Annotated in this window: 17 protein-coding genes; 8 read left to right on the forward strand and 9 right to left on the reverse strand. The window is 48.5% G+C overall.

Annotated elements, in window-relative coordinates:
- The first annotated feature begins 36 nt into the window (after positions 1-36).
- Complete coding sequence (gene ppc / locus WJT86_RS01085) at positions 37-2,802, forward strand: phosphoenolpyruvate carboxylase (protein WP_346335647.1); 2,766 nt, start codon at positions 37-39, stop codon at positions 2,800-2,802.
- A 135-nt stretch (positions 2,803-2,937) separates the two neighbouring features.
- A complete protein-coding gene (gene ilvA / locus WJT86_RS01090) occupies positions 2,938-4,458 on the forward strand; it encodes a threonine ammonia-lyase, biosynthetic (RefSeq protein WP_346335648.1) in 1,521 nt (506 codons plus the stop codon).
- Positions 4,459-4,505: 47 nt separating this feature from the next.
- Here ilvA and WJT86_RS01095 read toward each other — a convergent pair whose 3' ends face one another.
- Entirely contained in the window at positions 4,506-4,955 is a 450-nt protein-coding gene (locus WJT86_RS01095; RefSeq protein ID WP_346335649.1) for a MaoC family dehydratase, read from the reverse strand.
- Positions 4,956-5,134: 179 nt separating this feature from the next.
- Here WJT86_RS01095 and rpoN point away from each other — a divergent pair, with 179 nt between their 5' ends.
- From rpoN to WJT86_RS01120, 5 genes are all read left to right on the forward strand, one after another.
- On the forward strand, positions 5,135-6,622 hold the full coding sequence (gene rpoN, locus WJT86_RS01100) for an RNA polymerase factor sigma-54 (RefSeq protein ID WP_346335650.1): 1,488 nt from the start codon (positions 5,135-5,137) through the stop codon (positions 6,620-6,622).
- 196 nt (positions 6,623-6,818) lie between these two features.
- On the forward strand, positions 6,819-7,397 hold the full coding sequence (gene hpf, locus WJT86_RS01105; protein WP_346335651.1) for a ribosome hibernation-promoting factor, HPF/YfiA family: 579 nt from the start codon (positions 6,819-6,821) through the stop codon (positions 7,395-7,397).
- Between the two features lie 96 nt (positions 7,398-7,493).
- Entirely contained in the window at positions 7,494-7,949 is a 456-nt protein-coding gene (gene ptsN, locus WJT86_RS01110) for a PTS IIA-like nitrogen regulatory protein PtsN (RefSeq protein ID WP_346335652.1), read from the forward strand.
- Between the two features lie 28 nt (positions 7,950-7,977).
- Positions 7,978-8,466 carry a GreA/GreB family elongation factor gene (locus WJT86_RS01115; RefSeq protein WP_346335653.1) on the forward strand — a complete coding sequence of 163 codons (489 nt, stop codon included), beginning with the start codon at positions 7,978-7,980 and terminating at the stop codon, positions 8,464-8,466.
- A gap of 192 nt (positions 8,467-8,658) precedes the next feature.
- Complete coding sequence (locus WJT86_RS01120; RefSeq protein WP_346335654.1) at positions 8,659-9,156, forward strand: hypothetical protein; 498 nt, start codon at positions 8,659-8,661, stop codon at positions 9,154-9,156.
- Between the two features lie 15 nt (positions 9,157-9,171).
- Here WJT86_RS01120 and WJT86_RS01125 read toward each other — a convergent pair whose 3' ends face one another.
- The 4 genes from WJT86_RS01125 to WJT86_RS01140 form a co-directional block, all read right to left on the reverse strand.
- The gene (locus WJT86_RS01125) at positions 9,172-9,939 is read right to left on the reverse strand and encodes an SIMPL domain-containing protein (protein ID WP_346335655.1); all 768 of its coding nucleotides are present in this window, start codon (positions 9,937-9,939) and stop codon (positions 9,172-9,174) included.
- Between the two features lie 97 nt (positions 9,940-10,036).
- A complete protein-coding gene (locus WJT86_RS01130; protein WP_346335656.1) occupies positions 10,037-11,128 on the reverse strand; it encodes a polyamine ABC transporter substrate-binding protein in 1,092 nt (363 codons plus the stop codon).
- Between the two features lie 148 nt (positions 11,129-11,276).
- Positions 11,277-11,648, reverse strand: coding sequence for a hypothetical protein (locus tag WJT86_RS01135; protein ID WP_346335657.1), 372 nt, complete (start codon positions 11,646-11,648; stop codon positions 11,277-11,279).
- Positions 11,649-11,670: 22 nt separating this feature from the next.
- Complete coding sequence (locus WJT86_RS01140) at positions 11,671-12,816, reverse strand: aminotransferase (protein WP_346335658.1); 1,146 nt, start codon at positions 12,814-12,816, stop codon at positions 11,671-11,673.
- 192 nt (positions 12,817-13,008) lie between these two features.
- Between WJT86_RS01140 and WJT86_RS01145 the strand changes: the two genes are divergently transcribed.
- Positions 13,009-14,964 (forward strand): SDR family NAD(P)-dependent oxidoreductase, encoded by a 1,956-nt coding sequence (locus WJT86_RS01145; RefSeq protein ID WP_346335659.1) that lies wholly within the window; start codon positions 13,009-13,011, stop codon positions 14,962-14,964.
- Here WJT86_RS01145 and WJT86_RS01150 read toward each other — a convergent pair.
- From WJT86_RS01150 to WJT86_RS01165, 4 genes are all read right to left on the reverse strand, one after another.
- A complete protein-coding gene (locus WJT86_RS01150) occupies positions 14,909-15,856 on the reverse strand; it encodes an NAD-dependent epimerase/dehydratase family protein (protein ID WP_346335660.1) in 948 nt (315 codons plus the stop codon). The two genes, WJT86_RS01145 and WJT86_RS01150, sit on opposite strands and share 56 nt — an antisense overlap.
- Entirely contained in the window at positions 15,849-16,919 is a 1,071-nt protein-coding gene (locus WJT86_RS01155) for an MraY family glycosyltransferase (protein ID WP_346335661.1), read from the reverse strand. Before WJT86_RS01155 ends, WJT86_RS01150 begins: the two co-directional genes overlap by 8 nt.
- Entirely contained in the window at positions 16,916-17,977 is a 1,062-nt protein-coding gene (locus WJT86_RS01160; protein WP_346335662.1) for an NAD-dependent epimerase/dehydratase family protein, read from the reverse strand. Before WJT86_RS01160 ends, WJT86_RS01155 begins: the two co-directional genes overlap by 4 nt.
- A gap of 115 nt (positions 17,978-18,092) precedes the next feature.
- Positions 18,093-18,968 carry an MBL fold metallo-hydrolase gene (locus WJT86_RS01165; RefSeq protein ID WP_346335663.1) on the reverse strand — a complete coding sequence of 292 codons (876 nt, stop codon included), beginning with the start codon at positions 18,966-18,968 and terminating at the stop codon, positions 18,093-18,095.
- Between the last annotated feature and the right edge of the window lie 120 nt (positions 18,969-19,088).

Consider the following 19,088-nt stretch of genomic DNA (forward strand, 5'->3'; position numbering starts at 1 on the left):
TTCTTCTGCATGACAGTTATTGGTAAGGTGAAGTTCATGTCTCCCCATAATTCCGGCTCTTCTGCTTCATATCAGGATAAGGATTTCCCTCTGCGTGAGGATATTCGTGTTCTTGGGCGCCTTCTTGGTGATACCGTGCGTGAGCAGGAAGGAGAGGAGATTTTCGATATTGTTGAGCAGATTCGTGTCAACTCGAAACAGTTTCATCGTGAGGGCGATGAGGCTGCAAAGCATGAGCTGGATCGTTTGCTCAATTCGCTGTCACCTTCGCAGTCTTTGCGGATTATCCGCGCTTTCAGCTATTTCTCACATCTTGCCAATATTGCCGAAGATCAACACCGGACCCGTCGGACCCGTGCGCATGCCATTGCCGGTTCCGCTCCGCGTAGAGGCACTCTGGTTGAGGCCCTTAACAGAGCTAAAGATACCGGTATTACAGCAGATGTGCTGAAAAAATTCTTTGATGAGGCCAATATCAGCCCTGTGCTGACAGCACATCCCACAGAGGTGAGACGCAAAAGTACGCTTGATCGCGAGCAGGAAATTGCAGACCTCTTCGCCTTGCGTGACCGTACGCAGATGACTCATGATGAACAGGAGCAATGTGATGAAGAAGTTCGGCGCGCCATTGTGACCTTGTGGAACAGCGATCTGTTGCGTCACAATAAGCTAACTGTTCTGGATGAGGTCAAAAATGGCCTGTCCTACTATGACTACACATTTTTCAAGGAAGTGCCGCATCTGCATATCGCTCTGGAAGATGAGCTGTCCAAGATGGGCAACCAGCCAAGCGAGATTGGCACTTTTCTTCGTGTTGGCAGCTGGATTGGTGGCGACAGGGATGGCAACCCGTTTGTAACGGCTGATGTTCTGCGTCAGGCCACCAATATGCAGTCAGGCCGTATCATGAGTTTCTATCTGGAAGAGGTTCACAAGCTTGGCAGTGAGTTGTCATTGTCGGACGGGCTTGTTTCTGTCTCTCCGGAACTGCTGAAGCTCGCTGAAGATTCTCCTGATCATTCACCGCATCGCCATCGTGAACCTTATCGGCGCGCCTTGTCGGGCATTTATGCACGCCTTGCTGCGACCACGACAAGCCTGGAAAGCACAATTGATCGACAGCCTCTGGGTGAGGCTGAGCCTTATCAGACACCGGAAGCGTTTGCCGATGAACTTGAGATCATTCGAGACTCGCTTGAAAAAAACGGGTCTGGAATTATTGCCAATGGCCGTCTCCGTTCACTGATCCGGGCGGTTGATTGTTTCGGCTTCCATTTGGCTTCCGTTGATTTGCGACAGAATTCAAATGTTCATGAGCGGACAGTTCATGAGTTGCTGGAAGCCGCGATGCCGGGCACAAATTATATGGGGCTTGATGAAGATGCCCGTATCGCAGTGCTTGTAAAGGAGCTTGGCGCCAGCCGTCCGCTGGTATCTCCGTTCATTGCCTATTCCGAAGAGACCACAGGGGAGCTGGAAGTCTTTAGGACGGCGGCAGATGCCCATCGACGTTTTGGTTCATCAGTTATCCGGCAGAATATCATTTCAATGACGCGCACGGTTTCTGACATGCTGGAAGCCGCCCTTCTGCTGAAAGAAGCCGGGATGATTTCACCCGGTGGTTCCAGTGCACTGACCATTGTGCCCCTGTTTGAAACAATTGAGGATTTGCGTGACTGCGGCGCTGTTATGGATAAGCTGTTCAGCGTTCCGCATTATCGTAAGCTGGTTGAGAGTCTGGGAGATACTCAGGAAGTTATGCTTGGGTATTCGGACTCAAACAAGGATGGTGGCTTTGTGACCTCTGGTTGGGAGCTTTACAAGGCCGAAATCCAGCTGGTTGAAGTATTCAAAAAGCATGGTGTTAAATTACGCCTGTTCCATGGTCGTGGTGGCTCGGTCGGTCGTGGTGGTGGGCCAAGCTATGATGGTATTGTGGCCCAGCCGGGTGGTGCCGTGAACGGTCAGATACGGATTACTGAGCAGGGTGAAATCATTGCCAGTAAGTACTCACGCCCTGAGGCAGGCCGTCGTAACCTTGAAATTATCGCATCAGCAACCCTTGATGCATCACTCTTGCAGCCCAATCGCAAGGCGCCAAGCGATGACTATCTGGCAGCAATGGAAGAGCTGTCTGCATCTGCCTATGCGGCTTACCGCTCGCTTGTTTATGAAACCCCGGGATTTGAAGATTACTTCTGGTCTTCGACGGTGATTACCGAGATTGCAACTTTAAACATCGGTTCCCGCCCGTCATCTCGTCGGAAAACACGTAGCATTGAAGATCTGCGCGCCATTCCATGGGTTTTCAGCTGGGCACAGTGTCGTCTCAGTCTTCCGGGTTGGTATGGCTTCGGTTCTGCCGTCAAGGAATGGCTGGCAAAGCATCCTGAAAATGGAATGGAAAGTCTCAGAGCGATGTATCGTGACTGGCCATTTTTCCAGACGCAGCTGTCTAATATGGACATGGTTCTGGCTAAAAGCTCCATCGCTATTGCTTCGCGCTATGCAGAGCTCGTTCCGGATGTCGCGTTGCGTGAGAAGATATTTGGCCGGATCAAGGAAGAATGGCGGGATACCGTTCAGGCGATCTGTGACATCATGGAGCAGGATCACCTCCTGCAAAGCAATGCATTGCTTAATCGTTCAATCCAGAACCGCTTCCCGTATCTTGATCCGCTGAATCATATTCAGCTTGAGATGATGAAGAAGCACAGAACCGCTCCCGGTGATGAGAACGTTCTGCAGGGCATCCAGCTGACCATTAACGGTATCTCGGCCGGATTGCGGAACAGCGGTTAAGGCTTTTCGTATGAATGGGGGCTTTTAAGTGCAAATTGTCTTTGCGCTTAAGAACATCTCATGCGAAAGAACCATTCTGTTTTTATCATTGAAACGCAATTTTGTTTTACCAGTACGCTTCAGGTTATTTGTGACATGAAAGACTATATCAAGAGAATCCTGTCTGCCCGGGTTTATGATGTGGCTGTTGAAACGCCGCTTGACCCTATGCTGCGTTTATCCAAGCGGGCAGAAAATCAGATTTTACTGAAGCGCGAAGATTTACAGCCGGTTTTTTCATTCAAGATTCGTGGCGCTTATAACAAGATTGCCAATCTGCCGCCTGAGTTAACTGCCAAAGGTGTTATCTGCGCATCAGCCGGAAACCATGCACAAGGTGTTGCTTTGGCTGCGCGCCGTCTTGGTATTGAAGCAACAATCGTCATGCCAAGTACGACACCGGATATTAAAGTTGAGGCCGTCAAAAGCTTCGGTGGAAATGCTGTTCTTTATGGCAATGGTTTCGATGAAGCTTCCGTCTATGCCCGCCAGCTGGAAAAAGAACGTGGCCTGACATTCATTCATCCTTACGATGATCCGGATGTGATCGCTGGTCAGGGAACAATTGCAATGGAAATCCTGCGCCAGCATTCCGGCAAGGTTGATGCCATTTTTGTCCCGATTGGTGGTGGTGGTCTGGCGGCAGGTATCGCAGTTTACGCAAAATATGTTTATCCGGATATCAAGATCATCGGTGTCGAGCCCGATGATGCGGCTTCAATGACCACATCAATCAAGGCGCATAAACGTGTTGAACTGGAACAGGTTGGTCTTTTTGCTGATGGTGTTGCGGTGCGTCTGGTTGGTGAAGAGACGTTTCGTATCTGCAATGATCTGCTTGATGACATGATTACGGTCAGCGGTGATGAAATCTGTGCGGCTGTGAAAGATATCTTTGATGATACCCGTGCCTCTGCCGAGCCTTCCGGGGCTGTCAGTCTGGCTGGTCTCAAGAAATATGCTGCTCAGAAACACCTGTCAGGCAAAACGCTGGTTGCGATTAATAGTGGTGCTAACCTGAACTTTGACCGCCTGCGCTATATTTCTGAACGCGCTGAAATCGGTGAGCGTCGTGAGGCACTGATTGCTGTGACAATTCCGGAAACTCCGGGCGCTTATCGGGCCTTCATTGAAGAAATGGGTAACAGGTCCATCACTGAGTTCAATTATCGGTATGCTTCTGAGAATATCGCCCAGATATTTGTCGGTATTCAGTTGCGTGGTGGTGATCAGGAAAAACACCAGATTATCGGCTCTCTCCAGGACAAGGGCTACCGTGTGGTTGATATGACCGATAACGAAATGGCTAAATTACATGTCCGTCACATGGTTGGTGGGCGTGTTACAGGCCTTAAGGATGAGATGGTTTACCGCTTCCAGTTTCCGGAACGTCCGGGAGCTTTGCTGACCTTCCTCAAAGGTCTGGCGCATGGCTGGAATATTTCCATGTTTCATTACCGTAACCATGGCGCAGAATATGGCCGTGTACTGGTGGGGATTCAGGTGCCGGAAGCTGAACGCGCTGCCTTCAGTAATTTTCTGGATGAACTGGGTTATCCGTGGTGGGATGAGAACGATAACCCTGCCTATCATCTGTTTCTGGATGGCCAATACTGACGGTAATGTTGAGTTAGCCAGAGCTTCTGGCTAACTTTTGATTTTTGTTATGGTCGGCGCATTACAACGATTTTTGTGAGCATTTTCTGGCATACGTCATCATTTTGGTTGAGTGTTCTGCACTCAACCGTAACAATGCCACGGTCTGGTTTTGAGCGAGATGGAGTAATCTCGATAATCTTGCTGACAACGCGTAGTGTATCATTAGGTCTGGTCGGGCGCGGCCATTGGACATCTACCCCTGCACCAATGAGGCCATTTCCAATGGGAAGGCTGCCAACTAACAGTTTCATTGTAATCGCGGCCGTATGCCAGCCACTGGCCGCAAGCCCTTGAAAGAAAGAGTGCTCTGCCGCTGCTTCATCAGTGTGGAAGGGCTGGGGATCAAACTGTTTCGCAAAACTGATGATCTGCTCTTTATCAAGCTGGTATTGCTGGCTTTGGTATTCTTGCCCAATGGCAAGATCGTCGAGAAATACCGAAGTTTTGTCAGACATATTTTGGCTTTCTAACACGAATGCATGTTACAGTTTATAGCTAAGCCAACGGATTGGCACATCCCTTGCTTGCAAGAATCTGTTCAATAATGGTATTGTTACAAATGATAAGAGCGCTCCTTTAATAGGGTGATCTCTTTTGTATTTTCAGGGTTTTATCCTGAACACCGGAGGTGCTTTTGGGTCTGGTACAGAAGCTGGAGCTGCGACAGGGGCAAGTGCTCCAGATGACGCCGCAACTGGCTCAGGCGATCAAACTGCTACAGATGCCATATTATGACCTTCAGGCTTTTGTGGATGCCGAGGTTGAAGGCAATCCTCTGCTTGAAAAGCATGAAGAGCCAGACAATCAATCCGATCTTTTTCAGGAAGATATTATAGCTGAGGGCAGCCCGGGTACGTCAGAGGAAGATGATTGGCTACCTTCCAAACAGGATTTGGAACAGACCTTTGATACCTCGTTAGACAATATCTTTCCTGATGATGTCAGCACTCAGGTCTCTCCCGTTGTTGAGGGAGGTTTTTCAGGTAATCATGGCTATGCAGGGGAAGAGCTGACTGAACTCGGGCAGTTGCTGCCCTTTGAAACAAGCTTGCATGATTACCTGTTACGGCAGCTGGAGCTGGCAACAAAAGATATTATCCTGCGTATGGTTGGAGCGCATCTCATTGATGCAATTGATCATAACGGTTATCTGACCGTGGCTCTTGAGGAAGTGTCTGAACGGCTTGGTGTAGATCTTCAAGTTGTTGAGCAAACCCTTGAATATATTCATAGTTTTGAGCCAACAGGTGTGGGTGCCCGCAGTCTTTCAGAATGTCTGTCTTTACAGCTGAAAGAACGAAACCGGTTTGATCCTGCCATACAGAAAGTTCTGGAGAGCCTTGATCTTGTGGCAAAACGCGATCTGGCCGGTTTAAAAAAATGTAGCGGGCTTGATGTAGAGGATCTGGTTGATGTGATTGCCGAAATTCGCAATCTCAACCCTAAACCCGGTTCCGTATTTGGTTCTGAGCCCGTCCAGACCTTAATACCTGATGTATTTGTCCGTGCCCGCCGGGAAGGTGGCTGGCATCTTGAACTGAATGCTGAAACAATACCGAATGTTCTGGTTAATCAGGATTATCAGGCGATTTTAAAAGCTGGGGCAGATGACAGTGAGAAAAGCTTTCTGACGGAATGTCTGGCTAAAGCCAACTGGCTGACAAAAAGTCTGGAACAGAGGGCTCGGACAATTCTCAAGGTTGCAACAGAAATCGTTCGCCAGCAGGAAGGGTTCTTTCTGCATGGTATCAGCCATTTAAAGCCCATGACCCTCAAGCAGATCGCAGAGCAGCTTGAACTGCATGAATCGACAATATCGCGGGTCACTGCCAATAAATCATTTGGAACGGATCGTGGTACGTTTGAGATGAAATTCTTTTTCTCATCCGCTGTTGGGCAGAGCAACGGTTCGGAGAGCCAGGCGGCTGAAGTTATTCGCCGGCGGATCAAACAGCTTATTGAAAATGAGGCCGCGAACAATATTCTATCAGATGATGCTCTTGTTAATCATCTGAAACAAGAGAATATCGATGTGGCACGTAGAACCGTTGCAAAATATAGGGAGGCACTGAAAATACCCTCATCTATGGAAAGACGGCGCTTGAAGAAAATCACTGTCTGAATGTAGTGATTGAAAATTGATGTTTTTCAATAGATTACATGACAAGATAACATAATGTTGTATGCTTGATATGTCATGAAACAGGGTTGAATTTGATTAAAGGGGTTTAAAATAAGCTACCGGATAACTTAATCTGGTGTGTATGCAGTTTACCTGACATCAATTGTGATAGCAGGTCTTTGATGGGAGAGTTGATATGGTATTACGGGTATCCGGCAAGAACCTGGACATAGGCGAGGCCCTCCGGCAACAAATCGTATCCCGCATTGAAGGTATTATGAGCCGTTTTGTCGACGGTGATTATAAAGGAAGCGTGACCGTATCCAAGGATGGGAATGGTTTTCGCAGTGACTGCATTTTTTACCTGCCAGCTGGCGTAAACCTTGAAGCAACAGGTGTTGCCAATGATGCCTATGCATCCTTTGATCAGACGGTTGGTACGCTGGAGAAGCGTCTGCGCCGTTATCAGGAACGCCTGAAAACCAAAATGAGCAATGCAACTGCGCGTGGCAAGGCTGCTTTCACAGGTGCTTACACATTTTTCGAGGCGCCCAGTGATGAGATCGAAGAAGAGCAGGAATACCATCCTGTTGTTATTGCAGAGACGACACAAGAGCTGGAAATCCTTGCTGTTAGTGAGGCCGTTTTACAGCTTGATATGACCGGTGCTCCTGTTTTAGTTTTTCAACACGCTGGAACTGGACGCGTTAACGTCGTATACCGTCGCGGGGATGGTGCAATCGGCTGGGTCGATTCTCCACCCAATAACAGTTAATCCTTGGCAGTAATCTTAAGATTTTTGCCTGAAATGTACATGACGGCCTAGCCTTCTAAAGACCTGGCCGTCTTTTATAATGGTGTGAAATAACCCATGTCCTTGCTCGAATTCTTGAAGCCTGAAGCTGTTATGCCGGTATTAAAAAGTACCAGTAAGAAGCAGGCATTGGCTGATATCAGCGCACATGCGGCCAAATTGATTGGACGTGATTCGTCTGAAATCTATGAGGTTTTGCTCCAGCGCGAACGCCTTGGTTCGACAGGTATTGGTGAGGGTATTGCTATTCCGCATGGCAAACTTCCCCATCTTGATAAACTGTTTGGATTGGTTGCCAGACTGGAAAAACCAGTCGATTTCGAAGCAATGGATGGTATGCCGGTCGATATTGTTTTCCTGCTTCTTGCACCTGAAGGTGCGGGCGCAGACCATCTCAAGGCACTATCTCAAGTTGCACGACTTTTGAGAGATCAGGAAATTCTCGAACAGATTCGCTCCGCCCGCGACGGAGCAGAAATCTATGCCGTAATGACGGCGCTTCCGCTCGCGTAAAATCACAAAAATTTATCCTTGGGGGTATATGATGAAAAAAACTTTTGCCATTCTGGCAATGACTATGCTTGGGTTTTCCTCAACAACTGCTTTTGCAGAAGAAATGAAGTGGAATTCACAACCGGGTATGGCCAGTCTGAATTACCTTGCCTACTCCGGTGTCGACAGCTCAACGAATGTTGAAGTTGCATTTGCTTGTAATGATGGTGGCAAGAAAACCTATTTTATCGTTCATCAGTATGAATCCGATGTGAAACAGCTGGATGCAAAAGTTGGCGATAAAGTTGAAGTCACACTTCAGATTGGTGATGTAAAAACGGCTCTTCAGACAGAAGCAACAGACGAAGATGATAATGCAGTCAGACTCGTTGCCCCATTTAGCTTTGAAAGCCCGATTTATAAGGCTCTGGCAGATGATAAATCTCTTGTAGTGAGCCATTCAGGTAAGACTGAAACATACCCACTCAAGGGTATTACTGAAGCTATGAAAGAGTTTAAGGACGACTGCGCCGACTAAATCGGACAACAGCTGTATCAGAATGCAAATAGGGCATCCTGTTCTCTGAACCTCGGAATTCTGTATTTTCTCAGGTATAAAATACCTGAGAAAATAGTAAATCCGGGGTTTTTATTTAGCTGGTTTCTTGTAAGAGAAAATCAGTTTAGATTACCAAATGATTTTTGATTTACGCCATTCAAGAGGTTTGTTGTGAAGCAGATATTTCATGTTCTGATGTTTGGACTTTCGCTGATCCTCTTTGGAGGTGCCCATTCAACTGCGCAAACAACTGCTGATAATGAAATGGCCTGGGTAACAGATCAGGACGATGAGTTCTTTTATCTGGCTTATTCCATACCTGAGAGCGATCAGTTTGCGGTTGCTTTTGCCTGTGAGGTTAAAACCAAAAATACCTACGTTGTTTTATATGAAACGCAGGGTGGTGCAGCCAAGGAAGGTGATAAATTTGAAGTCACCTTGCAGATTGGCAATGTAAAAACCACAACACAGGCACAGACCTCGTATGATTCGGATGAGGAAATGCTACGCTCTGTTGCACCTCTGAAAGCGGATGATCCAATTTTTACAGCAATTGAAGATGGTCAGAAGCTTGATATTATCCGCTCAAACAAGACAGTCAGCTACCCGCTGACAGAGGCTGCTGATCGTCTTGCTGAGTTCAGAGATGGTTGCAGCCGGATACAGTAACCGGCTGCAAAATTCTTAAGGCTGGAGTTCCCAGACAATATAAATGCCAGATTCAAATGTCAGCTCGGAAGGCGGAACGACTGGCATCTCGGCAGCAGGGCTGGCACTGACACCTGCAGGGGCTGCCATAGCGCCATAGGCTACAGGCTGATTGAATGGGCGGGCACCGCCACCTTCACGGATTTGTAAGACCTTACCAAGCTTGGTACCGGCTGCCTGCGTGTAGATTTCAGCGCGATGGCGGGCATCGACAACAGCAGCTTTACGGGCTTCATCATCGACTTCCTGAGACTTTTCGATATCCCAGAACAGACTTTGAACCCTGACGTTGTCGATGGCCAAAAGCTCACCGATAACCTGTCCAACCGTTGTCTGATCACGCAGAATAAGTTCAAACTGCTGACTTGTCCGATAACCGTCTTCACTGCTGCCTGAGAATTTTCCGGAGGATTTTCTGGAAATGGATACATCCATATTCAGGGTCTTGATGTCTGTATCGGCAATCTTGAAAGCTTTCAGCTTCTCCAGAACCTTCTTGCTGGCTTCCTTACTTGCCGCGGAGGCTTCTGGAATCGTCTCAGAGCGGGCAGAGACATTCAATATCACACGCGCAAATTCAGGCTTTCTGGTTACAATTCCGGTACCCTGAATGACAATTGTTGCCTTGCTATAGGTTTCGGATGCAGTTTCTTGTGCTGTGGCCATACCATTCATGGTTGGTACAATAATACCAGCGGCCATAATCAGGCCCATGATTTTTGAAATATATCCGGTGGTTGACATGTATCTTGCTCCTTTGTTGCAAAATATATAGGGCCACAAAAATGAATGGCCGCTAAATCACTTTAGCGGCCATTCAGAAAATCAGATTGGTTTCGGCTTATTTACCGGATTTGATCCGTGTCCATTGACGGGTCAGAAGGCGTTGTGACTTCTGGTCAAAAGCGGTTGCGGTGAAGAGCCGCTTAAAAGTTTCATCGTCTGGATAAATGCCAGGATTGTTGCGGATTTCCGGTTTAACAAGTTCCTTTGCTGCCAGATTGCCGGAAGCGTAGGAAACAAAATTGGAGTTTGCAGCAGCAACCTCAGGGCGCAGCAGGTAATTGATAAATTCAAGAGCTTCCTGCGGATGCGGAGCATCGATCGGAACCGAGATATTATCAAACCACATCAGGGCGCCTTCCTTCGGAATATAATATGCAACTTCAACGCCGTTCTTGGCTTCATCTGCACGCTTCTTCGCCTGAAGAATATCGCCGGAGTAACCAACAGCCATGCAGATATCGCCGTTAGCGAGTGCATTGATGTATTCAGAGGAATGGAACTTGCGAATGTTGCCACGTACCTTCATGAGGGCATCACCGGCCTTCTGAAGGTCTTCGGCGGCCTTGCTGTCAGGCTTTGCGCCAACATAGTTGAGAATGCCCGGGAAGACGTCTTCTGCACTATCCAGCACATAGATACCGCAATCTTTCAGCTTTGCGGAGATCTCCGGGTTCATGAGAAGTTCCCATGTATTCAGAGGCTGGTCAGGGCCGAGACGTTCACGCACCTTCTTGACGTTGATGCCGATGCCGGTTGTGCCCCACATGTAGTTGATGGCATGTTCATTGCCCGGGTCATAAGCAGCAATGCGCTGCATGATTTCCGGCCATTCATTCTTGATGTTCGGAAGCCTGGTCTTATCAAGACGAAGGAAGATATTGGCCTGTGACATACGCTGCAGGAATGGCCCTGTTGGCACAACGATATCGTAGCCGGAGTTGCCGGTTAGCAGCTTGGTTTCAACAATCTCGTTATTGTCATATGTATCGTAGACAACCTTGATACCCGTTTCCTTGGTAAAATTATCAAGGACCTGCGGATCAATGTAGTCTGACCAGTTGTAGACATTGACAACACGTTCCTGAGCGGCAGCTCCGGTAACGACAGTTGCGGCAAGGGTGATTGCGGCACAAAATTTGCGAATCATGCAGGGAAAATCCTCTATTAGGTCGTTTTCCGGAACTGTAAGGTTTAAGGGGTTATGTGGCTGATTTTTGTCGCTACAATATAGTTAGCCTAACAGCAAGAAAAACAATATCCAACAGATGATTTACTTTGATGGCCCCGTTGTTCCGCTATTTTTTCTGACGGGGTTTAATCAGACCGAAGCAACCAAGGGCTCCAAAAATTGCCCAGACGGCGCCAAGGCCAAGGGCAAACATGGATACCATATGAATGATAACCTCAAACTGATTGGTACTACCAATGCGACTTGCTGCAGAGCGGGCGTCCTGAGCTGTAAAAGCGGTCGCAAAAGCCTGTTCTTTGCAGCGTTCAGCCATAGACGCCAATCCGCCTCCCTGTTGGGAGAGTTTTGCGCGGCAGGCAGCTTCAAGAGATGAATCCGCACTTGGAGTGTAATCATAGGTTAATGCGCCAAATCCTAATAGCAGAATTCCAACTGCAAGCATGATCTTGAAGCGTTTTGTAGATGATACTGTATTCATTTTATGCCCATATCTTTATAAATTATGGGCTAACCTTTGCCAGACGCTCCAGTGCTGCGTCAAGGGTTGCATCATTTTTAGCAAAGCAAAACCGAACAATATTCCGGACCGAACCATTGGCATAGAAAGCACTGACCGGGATGGCTGCAACGCCATATTCCTTTACCATACGCATGCAAAACTCAACATCGTCGGTTTCCCCGAGTGGTGCAATATCAACGTTCAGGAAGTAGGTTCCCTGAGATGGCAAAACCTTGAAACCGCACTGAAGCAGCCCGTCTGTCAATTTATCGCGGCTGCGGGCCAGATTGCTGCGCAGGTTTTCAAAATAGCTGTCATCCTTGCCAAGACCATAGGCAACGGCAACCTGCAGGTTTGGCGCTGTTGTAAAGGTTAGGAACTGGTGAGCCTTACCAATAACTTTCATTACCTTTTCAGAAGCACAGACCAGCCCGACTTTCCAGCCCGTCAGATTGAATATCTTGCCGGCAGAGCCAATTTTAATAGTCAGGTCACGCATTCCGGGGATGGTTGCAAGGGGTTTGTGCTGATGCCCATCGAAGACAATGTGCTCCCAGACTTCATCGCTGATGGCATAGGCCTGATGTTTGATGCAGAATTCCGCCAGAAGAGAGAGATCTGCATCTGAAAAGACAGTAGCTGTCGGGTTCAGGGGATTATTGAAGACAACAGCCTTGGTTTTATCACTAAAGGCGTTTTCCAGAGATTGCCTGTCGAGGCCGAATGCTGGAGGCTTCAAGGTCACGAATTTTGGAATACCGCCCGCCCTCAGTACGAGGGGCAGATAGGCATCATACATTGGCTCAAAGAGCACCACCTCATCACCCGGTTCAATCAGGGCAAAGAGAGCGCCTGCCAGTGCCTCTGTTGCACCGGATGTGACCATGACTTCACTCTGCGGATCATAATCAACATTGTGCCAATGCTTATAATGTTTGGCGATGGCCTGTCGCAGTTCAGGAAGGCCCATCATGGGGGGATATTGATTATAACCGGTCAGAACGGCACGGGCTGCTGTTTCACGAACATCTTCCGGCCCCGGATCATCGGGAAAACCCTGCCCCAGATTAATGGCACCGGTATCCCGGGCAAGTCCTGACATGACTTCAAAGACAGTTGTCGGGAGATCGGAAAAAATACGATTCATGGTTCTGTGCCTGATTTTTCAATAACAGATATTCTGCTTAGAATGCTTTTGTTTGGGAGACAATGGTGTTTTGCACCACCTGAAAATAAGCGGCGTTAATGATATCTCATTCAACAACCAGCTAAATACAGTATAAATGTTGACAAATTAACAGGCTCGGTCGATACCCCTTGCTATTGATGAAGCAGGACCATGACCCGTCACGATCTTAAAAAAGCGCTGATTATTGCACATGACCTGATCATGACGGCTGCCGCCATCATGGTGAGTTTCTTCGTGCGCTTCCACGGGACTGAGCTACAGGAGCGTATTTATCTCCTGCCGCGTATCCTGCCGTTCTTCGTCATTTATGCCGGTGTTGTTTATTGGTTCTTCCATCTTTACCGGTCACGCTGGCGGTTTGCGTCGCTTCCTGATCTGTTCAATATTTTCCGCGCAACAACCCTGTTGGCGCTGACACTGCTGGTTCTGGATTATATTCTGGTCGCGCCGAACCTTTTCGGGTTCTACTATTTCGGCAAAATTACAATTGCGCTCTACTGGCTGGTACAGATGTTCCTGCTTGGTGGGCCGCGTTTGGCTTTCCGTTATTTCAAATATGCACGTTCTCGCTCAACTCTGGAAAAAACAGCCAATATTCCAACCCTTCTTTTGGGGCGCAGTGCTGACGTTGAACTGATTTTGCGGGCTATTGAATCCGGTTCAATCAAGAGGATTCAACCCAAAGGTATCCTGACCTATCGCACTGATGATCTTGGTCAGTCGATCCGTGGCGTTGCGGTTTTGGGCGAATTTGCTGATCTTGAGCATGTTATTAATGAATTTCAAGAACGTGGAACTGCGATCCGGCGCTTGGTGGCAACACCGAGTGCACTGGCTCCTGAAGCACGCCCTGAACACCTTTTAAGTCGTGCGCGGAAGCTTGGTCTGCCCTTGATGCGCCTCACCAGCCTTGGTGAGAATATCCGCGATGCGGAAATCCTGCCGCTTGAAATTGAAGATCTCCTGTTACGTCCAACGGTTCAGATTGATCGTGAGCGGTTGGGTAATTATGTCCGCGGCAAACGTGTTCTGGTCACCGGTGGTGGTGGTTCGATTGGCAGTGAAATCTGTATGCGTCTTGCCGCATTTGGTGCATCAGAGCTTATGGTTGTCGAGAGTTCTGAGCCGTCACTGAATCATATTCTTGAAAACCCTGATCTGGTTGCCAGCGATATGGTGGTTGATGGTGTCATTGCCGACGTGCGTGATCGTGAGCGTATGTTCCAGGTGATGGCAGATTTTAAGCCGGATGTTGCTTTCCATGCGGCAGCCCTGAAACATGTACCTTATCTGGAAAAGGACTGGGCAGAAGGTATCAAGACAAATGTCTTTGGCTCTGTAAATGTCGCTGATGCAGCTGTTGCTGCCGGTGTCCATGCCCTTGTCATGATCTCGACTGATAAGGCGATTGATCCAGTTTCAATGCTGGGCGTCACCAAGCGTTTTGCTGAAATGTATGCGCAGGCGCTTGATGCAGAATATATCCATAGCGGCAAAACCCGCCTGATCGGCGTTCGTTTTGGTAATGTGCTTGGTTCTGTCGGTTCTGTTGTTCCGAAGTTTAAGGCTCAGATCGCTCGTGGTGGCCCCCTGACGGTGACACACCCTGAAATGGTTCGGTACTTCATGACAATTCGTGAAGCATCTGATCTGGTGATTACCTCCGCATCACATGCGGATATGGAAGGCCGCTTGATGGCAAGCGGTGAGACAAATGAGGATGAACGGACATCAGTCTATGTTCTGAAGATGGGCCAACCTGTCAAAATTTATGAACTTGCTGAGCGTATGATCCGCTTGGCCGGGTTTGAACCTAATGAAGAAATAGAGATTAAGCTGACAGGTATGCGTCCCGGCGAGCGCCTGCATGAAATCCTGTTTGCGCGTGAAGAGCCAATGGCGGATACCGGTATTGATGGTGTCATGGCCGCCCGCCCAATTTTTGCAGACCGGGCCCGTATGGAAAGCTGGATTGGCAAGCTGCATGAAGCTGTTGCCAAACTTGATCGCTCTGCTGCAGAAGCGGTTTTTGAGGAAGCGATTCCCGAGTTCAAGCGTCGGAAGCAAAATGCTTTGACATCTCCGCCAGCGCCGACTGCGTCGTAATCGGAGGTTGCCATCCCAGCTCCCTGAGAGTTGAGGCGTCGACAACCAGAGACCCTGCAATGCGCTCAAAAGCTTCCTGCTTTCCAAGGGCACGGCAGCCGAGTTTTAAAAGAAATTCAGGTACGGGGATTAACCCGGCAGGCCGGTTGAGGCCACTACGCATGGCAGCAATCATTTCACCGATTGTCAGAGGTTCGTTATCTGCAACAATCATTGATTGGCGTAATGGCTTTTCGGTTCGAAGCAAAAAATCAATCGCGTCGGCCAGATTTTCAACTGACAGAAGAGATCGCTTTGCCTGTATGCCACCCAGCGGTAAATGCCATTGGCTTCTGGCCAGTCTGGCAAGGGTTGCCATATTTCCCTTGACGCCATTGCCATAGACCAGAACGGGACGCAGAGCTGCCCAGTCAATGTTTGTCTGGGCAAGGGCCTGCTCTGCGGCAAGCTTTGAGCGCCCATAAGCATCTGTCGGTAATGCCGGGGAAGTATCATGAATAATGGTAGGGGAAACAGGCCCTGACTGCGCTCTGATTGACGAGAGAAAAATGAAACGCCGGACACCGGCCTTTTCAGCTGCCTGCGCAAGATTGGCTGTTGCGTCCGTATTGATCGCTCTGTAGTCAGCTTCTGGCATGCCGCTCATAGCGTGTGCCAGACCTGCCGAATGAATGACTGCGTCAACGCCCTGAAGCGCTTCAGCCATATTTTGTGGGTGGGTCAGGTCGCCGATAATGGCGCTATCGGCTTCCAGATGCAGATTAACAGGACGGCGCAGGAGAACACGTACACGATACCCACGGCGGATCATGTCTTTCAGAAGAAATTGTCCAATGAAGCCTGTTGCTCCGGTCAGAGCAATCAATCCTCCGGACGCAATCCGGTTAGGCATGGCTCTGTTTCCCTTCCTTGACAATTTTTGGTTTTGAGAAGCGATAGAGTACAAAAGAGACTGCAATCATTCCTATAATTAGCGTTGCAAGCTGGTAAGGCCAGTCTGGAGTAGAAAGTTTTTGCCAGATAAATGTTGAAGCGGCCAGTAAGGCAAGGGCAATATTCAAGCCAAAGACCGTGCCAGCAACTTCCATGACACTATAGCCGTTCGTTGTGGCACGCTGATAGAAATGGCTGCGGTGGGCCTGTGACAGTTTCTCTTTGCGTTTGATACGTAGCAGAAGGGTAATTGTTGCATCCATCAGGTAATATAATGGCAGCAGAAGTGCGGCACCTAACGATCCGGTCTCTGCCAGTTTAAGGAGCATCCAGCCAAGCAGCAAACCAAGTGGCAAGGAGCCGACATCACCCATAAATAATCGGGCCACAGGTTTATTAAAGAAGGCAAAGCCAACCATCCCACCAAGCAGAGCGGCAGCGATTACAACAACTTCAAATGGAATGTATCCAACAAGCTGTAATAGAAGCAGCGCTGCTGTGATCGGGACAAATTCGGCAACAGAGAGCCAATCAAGTCCATCCATGAAGTTGACCAGATTAACGAACCAGACACCGGCAAAAACCAGTACGATATCTTCCAGCCACGAAGGTATGATTTCTGGGAAAATTCGGCCGGACAAATGCGTGCGTGTCATGATGATTGCAATGGCAACAGCAATAATTTGAGCAAGCAGCCGAGGGGCGACAGGCAGGGGTTTAATGTCGTCAAAAGCACCGATAATAGCAATAAAAATAACGGCGCCTGCCAGATAAGCCATACGTCCCAAACTGTCTTGGGCCATGAGGGGCATGACACTGCCAACCAGCAGAAATACAACAAGCAAAATAGCTATACCGCCCCCTTGAGGTGTCGGAACCTTATGACTTGAGCGGGCATTGGGACGTGCCATGGCATAGGCTTTGAGAACAGGCATCAGCATCATGATAAACAGAGCTGTCAGGCCTGCACCTGCGATGACCATGCCCGCAAATACCATTAGAAAATCAGCAAATTCGCTCATAGTGTGTGATAGCTCCTGTACCATGAGACGAATTGTTCAACGCCTTTTTCAAGTGATGTTGAAGGTGCAAAACCAACGGCATTTCGCAGATCAGAAATATCGGCTCTGGTTTCCAGTACATCACCTGGTGGCAATGGTACATCTTTCCGGATAGCCTTGCGATTGAGCGCCCGCTCAATCAAACCGATAAGATCATTCAGCTCTTCCGGGTTATCATTGCCAATATTGTAAATTCTGTGAGGAGCGGCTCCGGTCGCCGGGTCAGGATTTGTTGCATCCCAGTCAGGGTTGGGCGCAGTTGGTTTATCAAGTACGCGGGTGATACCTTCAACGATATCATCAATATAGGTAAAATCCCGCCAGACCTTACCGGCATTGGAAACACTGATTTCACGGCCATTCGCTATGGCATCAGTAAAGGCATAGACGGCCATATCCGGCCGCCCCCATGGGCCATAAACCGTGAAAAACCGCAGACCCGTTGCTGCAAAGCCAAACAGATGACTGTACGCATGCGCCATCGCCTCATTGGCTTTCTTGGTTGCCGCATACAGGCTGACAGGGTGGTCAACATTATCATGTTCAGAGAATGGGAACTTGCGGTTAGCACCATAGACGGAGCTTGAGGAAGCATAGACCAGATGCTGGATATTGTTATGACGGCAGGCCTCAAGAATATTGAGAAAGGCCGTTATATTGGCATCAATATAAGGCTGGGGCTCGACTAGAGCGCGGCGTACGCCTGGCTGGGCAGCAAGATGGATTACACGTTCAGGTTTATGGTCGGCAAAGAGTTTTGCGATGGCTGAGGCATCGGCAATATCGATGCGCTCAAGCTGTAGTGCTTTAATTTTTGCGAGCTCTGCCCAACGCGCTTCTTTCAGCTCAAGTGCATAATAAGGCGTAAAGCAATCAATCGCGATAACTTTGAAGCCCGCATTTGCAAGACGACGGCTGACATGGAAGCCGATAAACCCGGCTGCACCTGTGACAATAATGGGAGATGAAGAATTTTTTGGCGTGCCAAGCTCTTCTGTTTTATGGTCTTTTGACATCATACTCCCATTTTCTGAAATGAATCAGCACCTTATCGTCATGATACCGGGTGAGGGAGGATGATGTCTAGAGTCCACCTTACGCGCGGACATACTATTCAGCGTTGTCTTGGCAGAGTTATCTTGGTTCCAGATAGACATGGTGACGTTCACGCGCAATGAATGCCTCCGGCATTTCTTTCTGCATGGTACGTTCTATTTCATGCAGGCGCTGATCATCATAGCAGGGGTTAAGGTGGAACAGTGCTAATGAGGCGGCATTGGCAGCCCGGCACAGTTCAATGCCTTTAGACCATGTGGAATGGCCCCAGCCCTCGTGTCCGGAGTAATCATTTTTACAGAACATACCATCAAAAATAATCAGGTCTGTATTCTGGCAGAAGGTAACGAGCTCTTGATCTGGCCAGTGATCTGAATGCTCCAGATCACTGAGATAGCAGATGGAGCGTCCTTCATGATCAAAGCGATAGCCTGTTGCGCCGCCCGGATGTTTCAGGGGAACGGTTTTGACAGTTATACCATCATCAAAGACAAGGTTTTCACCTGCATGGAACCCTGTGTGATTGAATTTCGTCGGAATGCAATCCATCTTCACCGGGAAGATTGGTGGTGAATAGAGCTGGTTAAGGGCAGCTTCTGCTGTTTCGCCATTGAGATTGCCGCAATAGGTATTAAAGGTGCGGCCTTCCTTGGTCAGCAGGTGTTTGCAGAGCAGCAGCCCACCAATATGATCTGAGTGGAGATGGCTTAAAAGCAGATCCACATTTTGAGGAACGGAGGAAGATGCTTCACGTCCGAAGACGGGAAATCCTGTCCCGGCATCAATAATGAAAAGCCTGTCACCGACACGAATTTCGACACAAGGGGTATTTCCGCCAAATTCATTGAATTCTTCACCACAGGCACAAAAAGAACCGCGCACACCCCAGAAATAGGCGGTAAGGCCTTTTGTTGGGCGATCAGCAGTGTTTTTTTGTAAAATACGGTGGATCATAATGTCAGGAATTTTGATCTGCTTAAGGCCGAAACTCTGTGCGCGCTCACACTGATAAAAGTTTACTCTTCGTAAGTTGACGAATTAGGGTAAACAAAAGCCCGGTATCACAAGGACATG

It is taken from the genome of Hohaiivirga grylli (assembly GCF_039655745.1).
Taxonomy (GTDB): domain Bacteria; phylum Pseudomonadota; class Alphaproteobacteria; order Rhizobiales; family Beijerinckiaceae; genus Hohaiivirga; species Hohaiivirga grylli.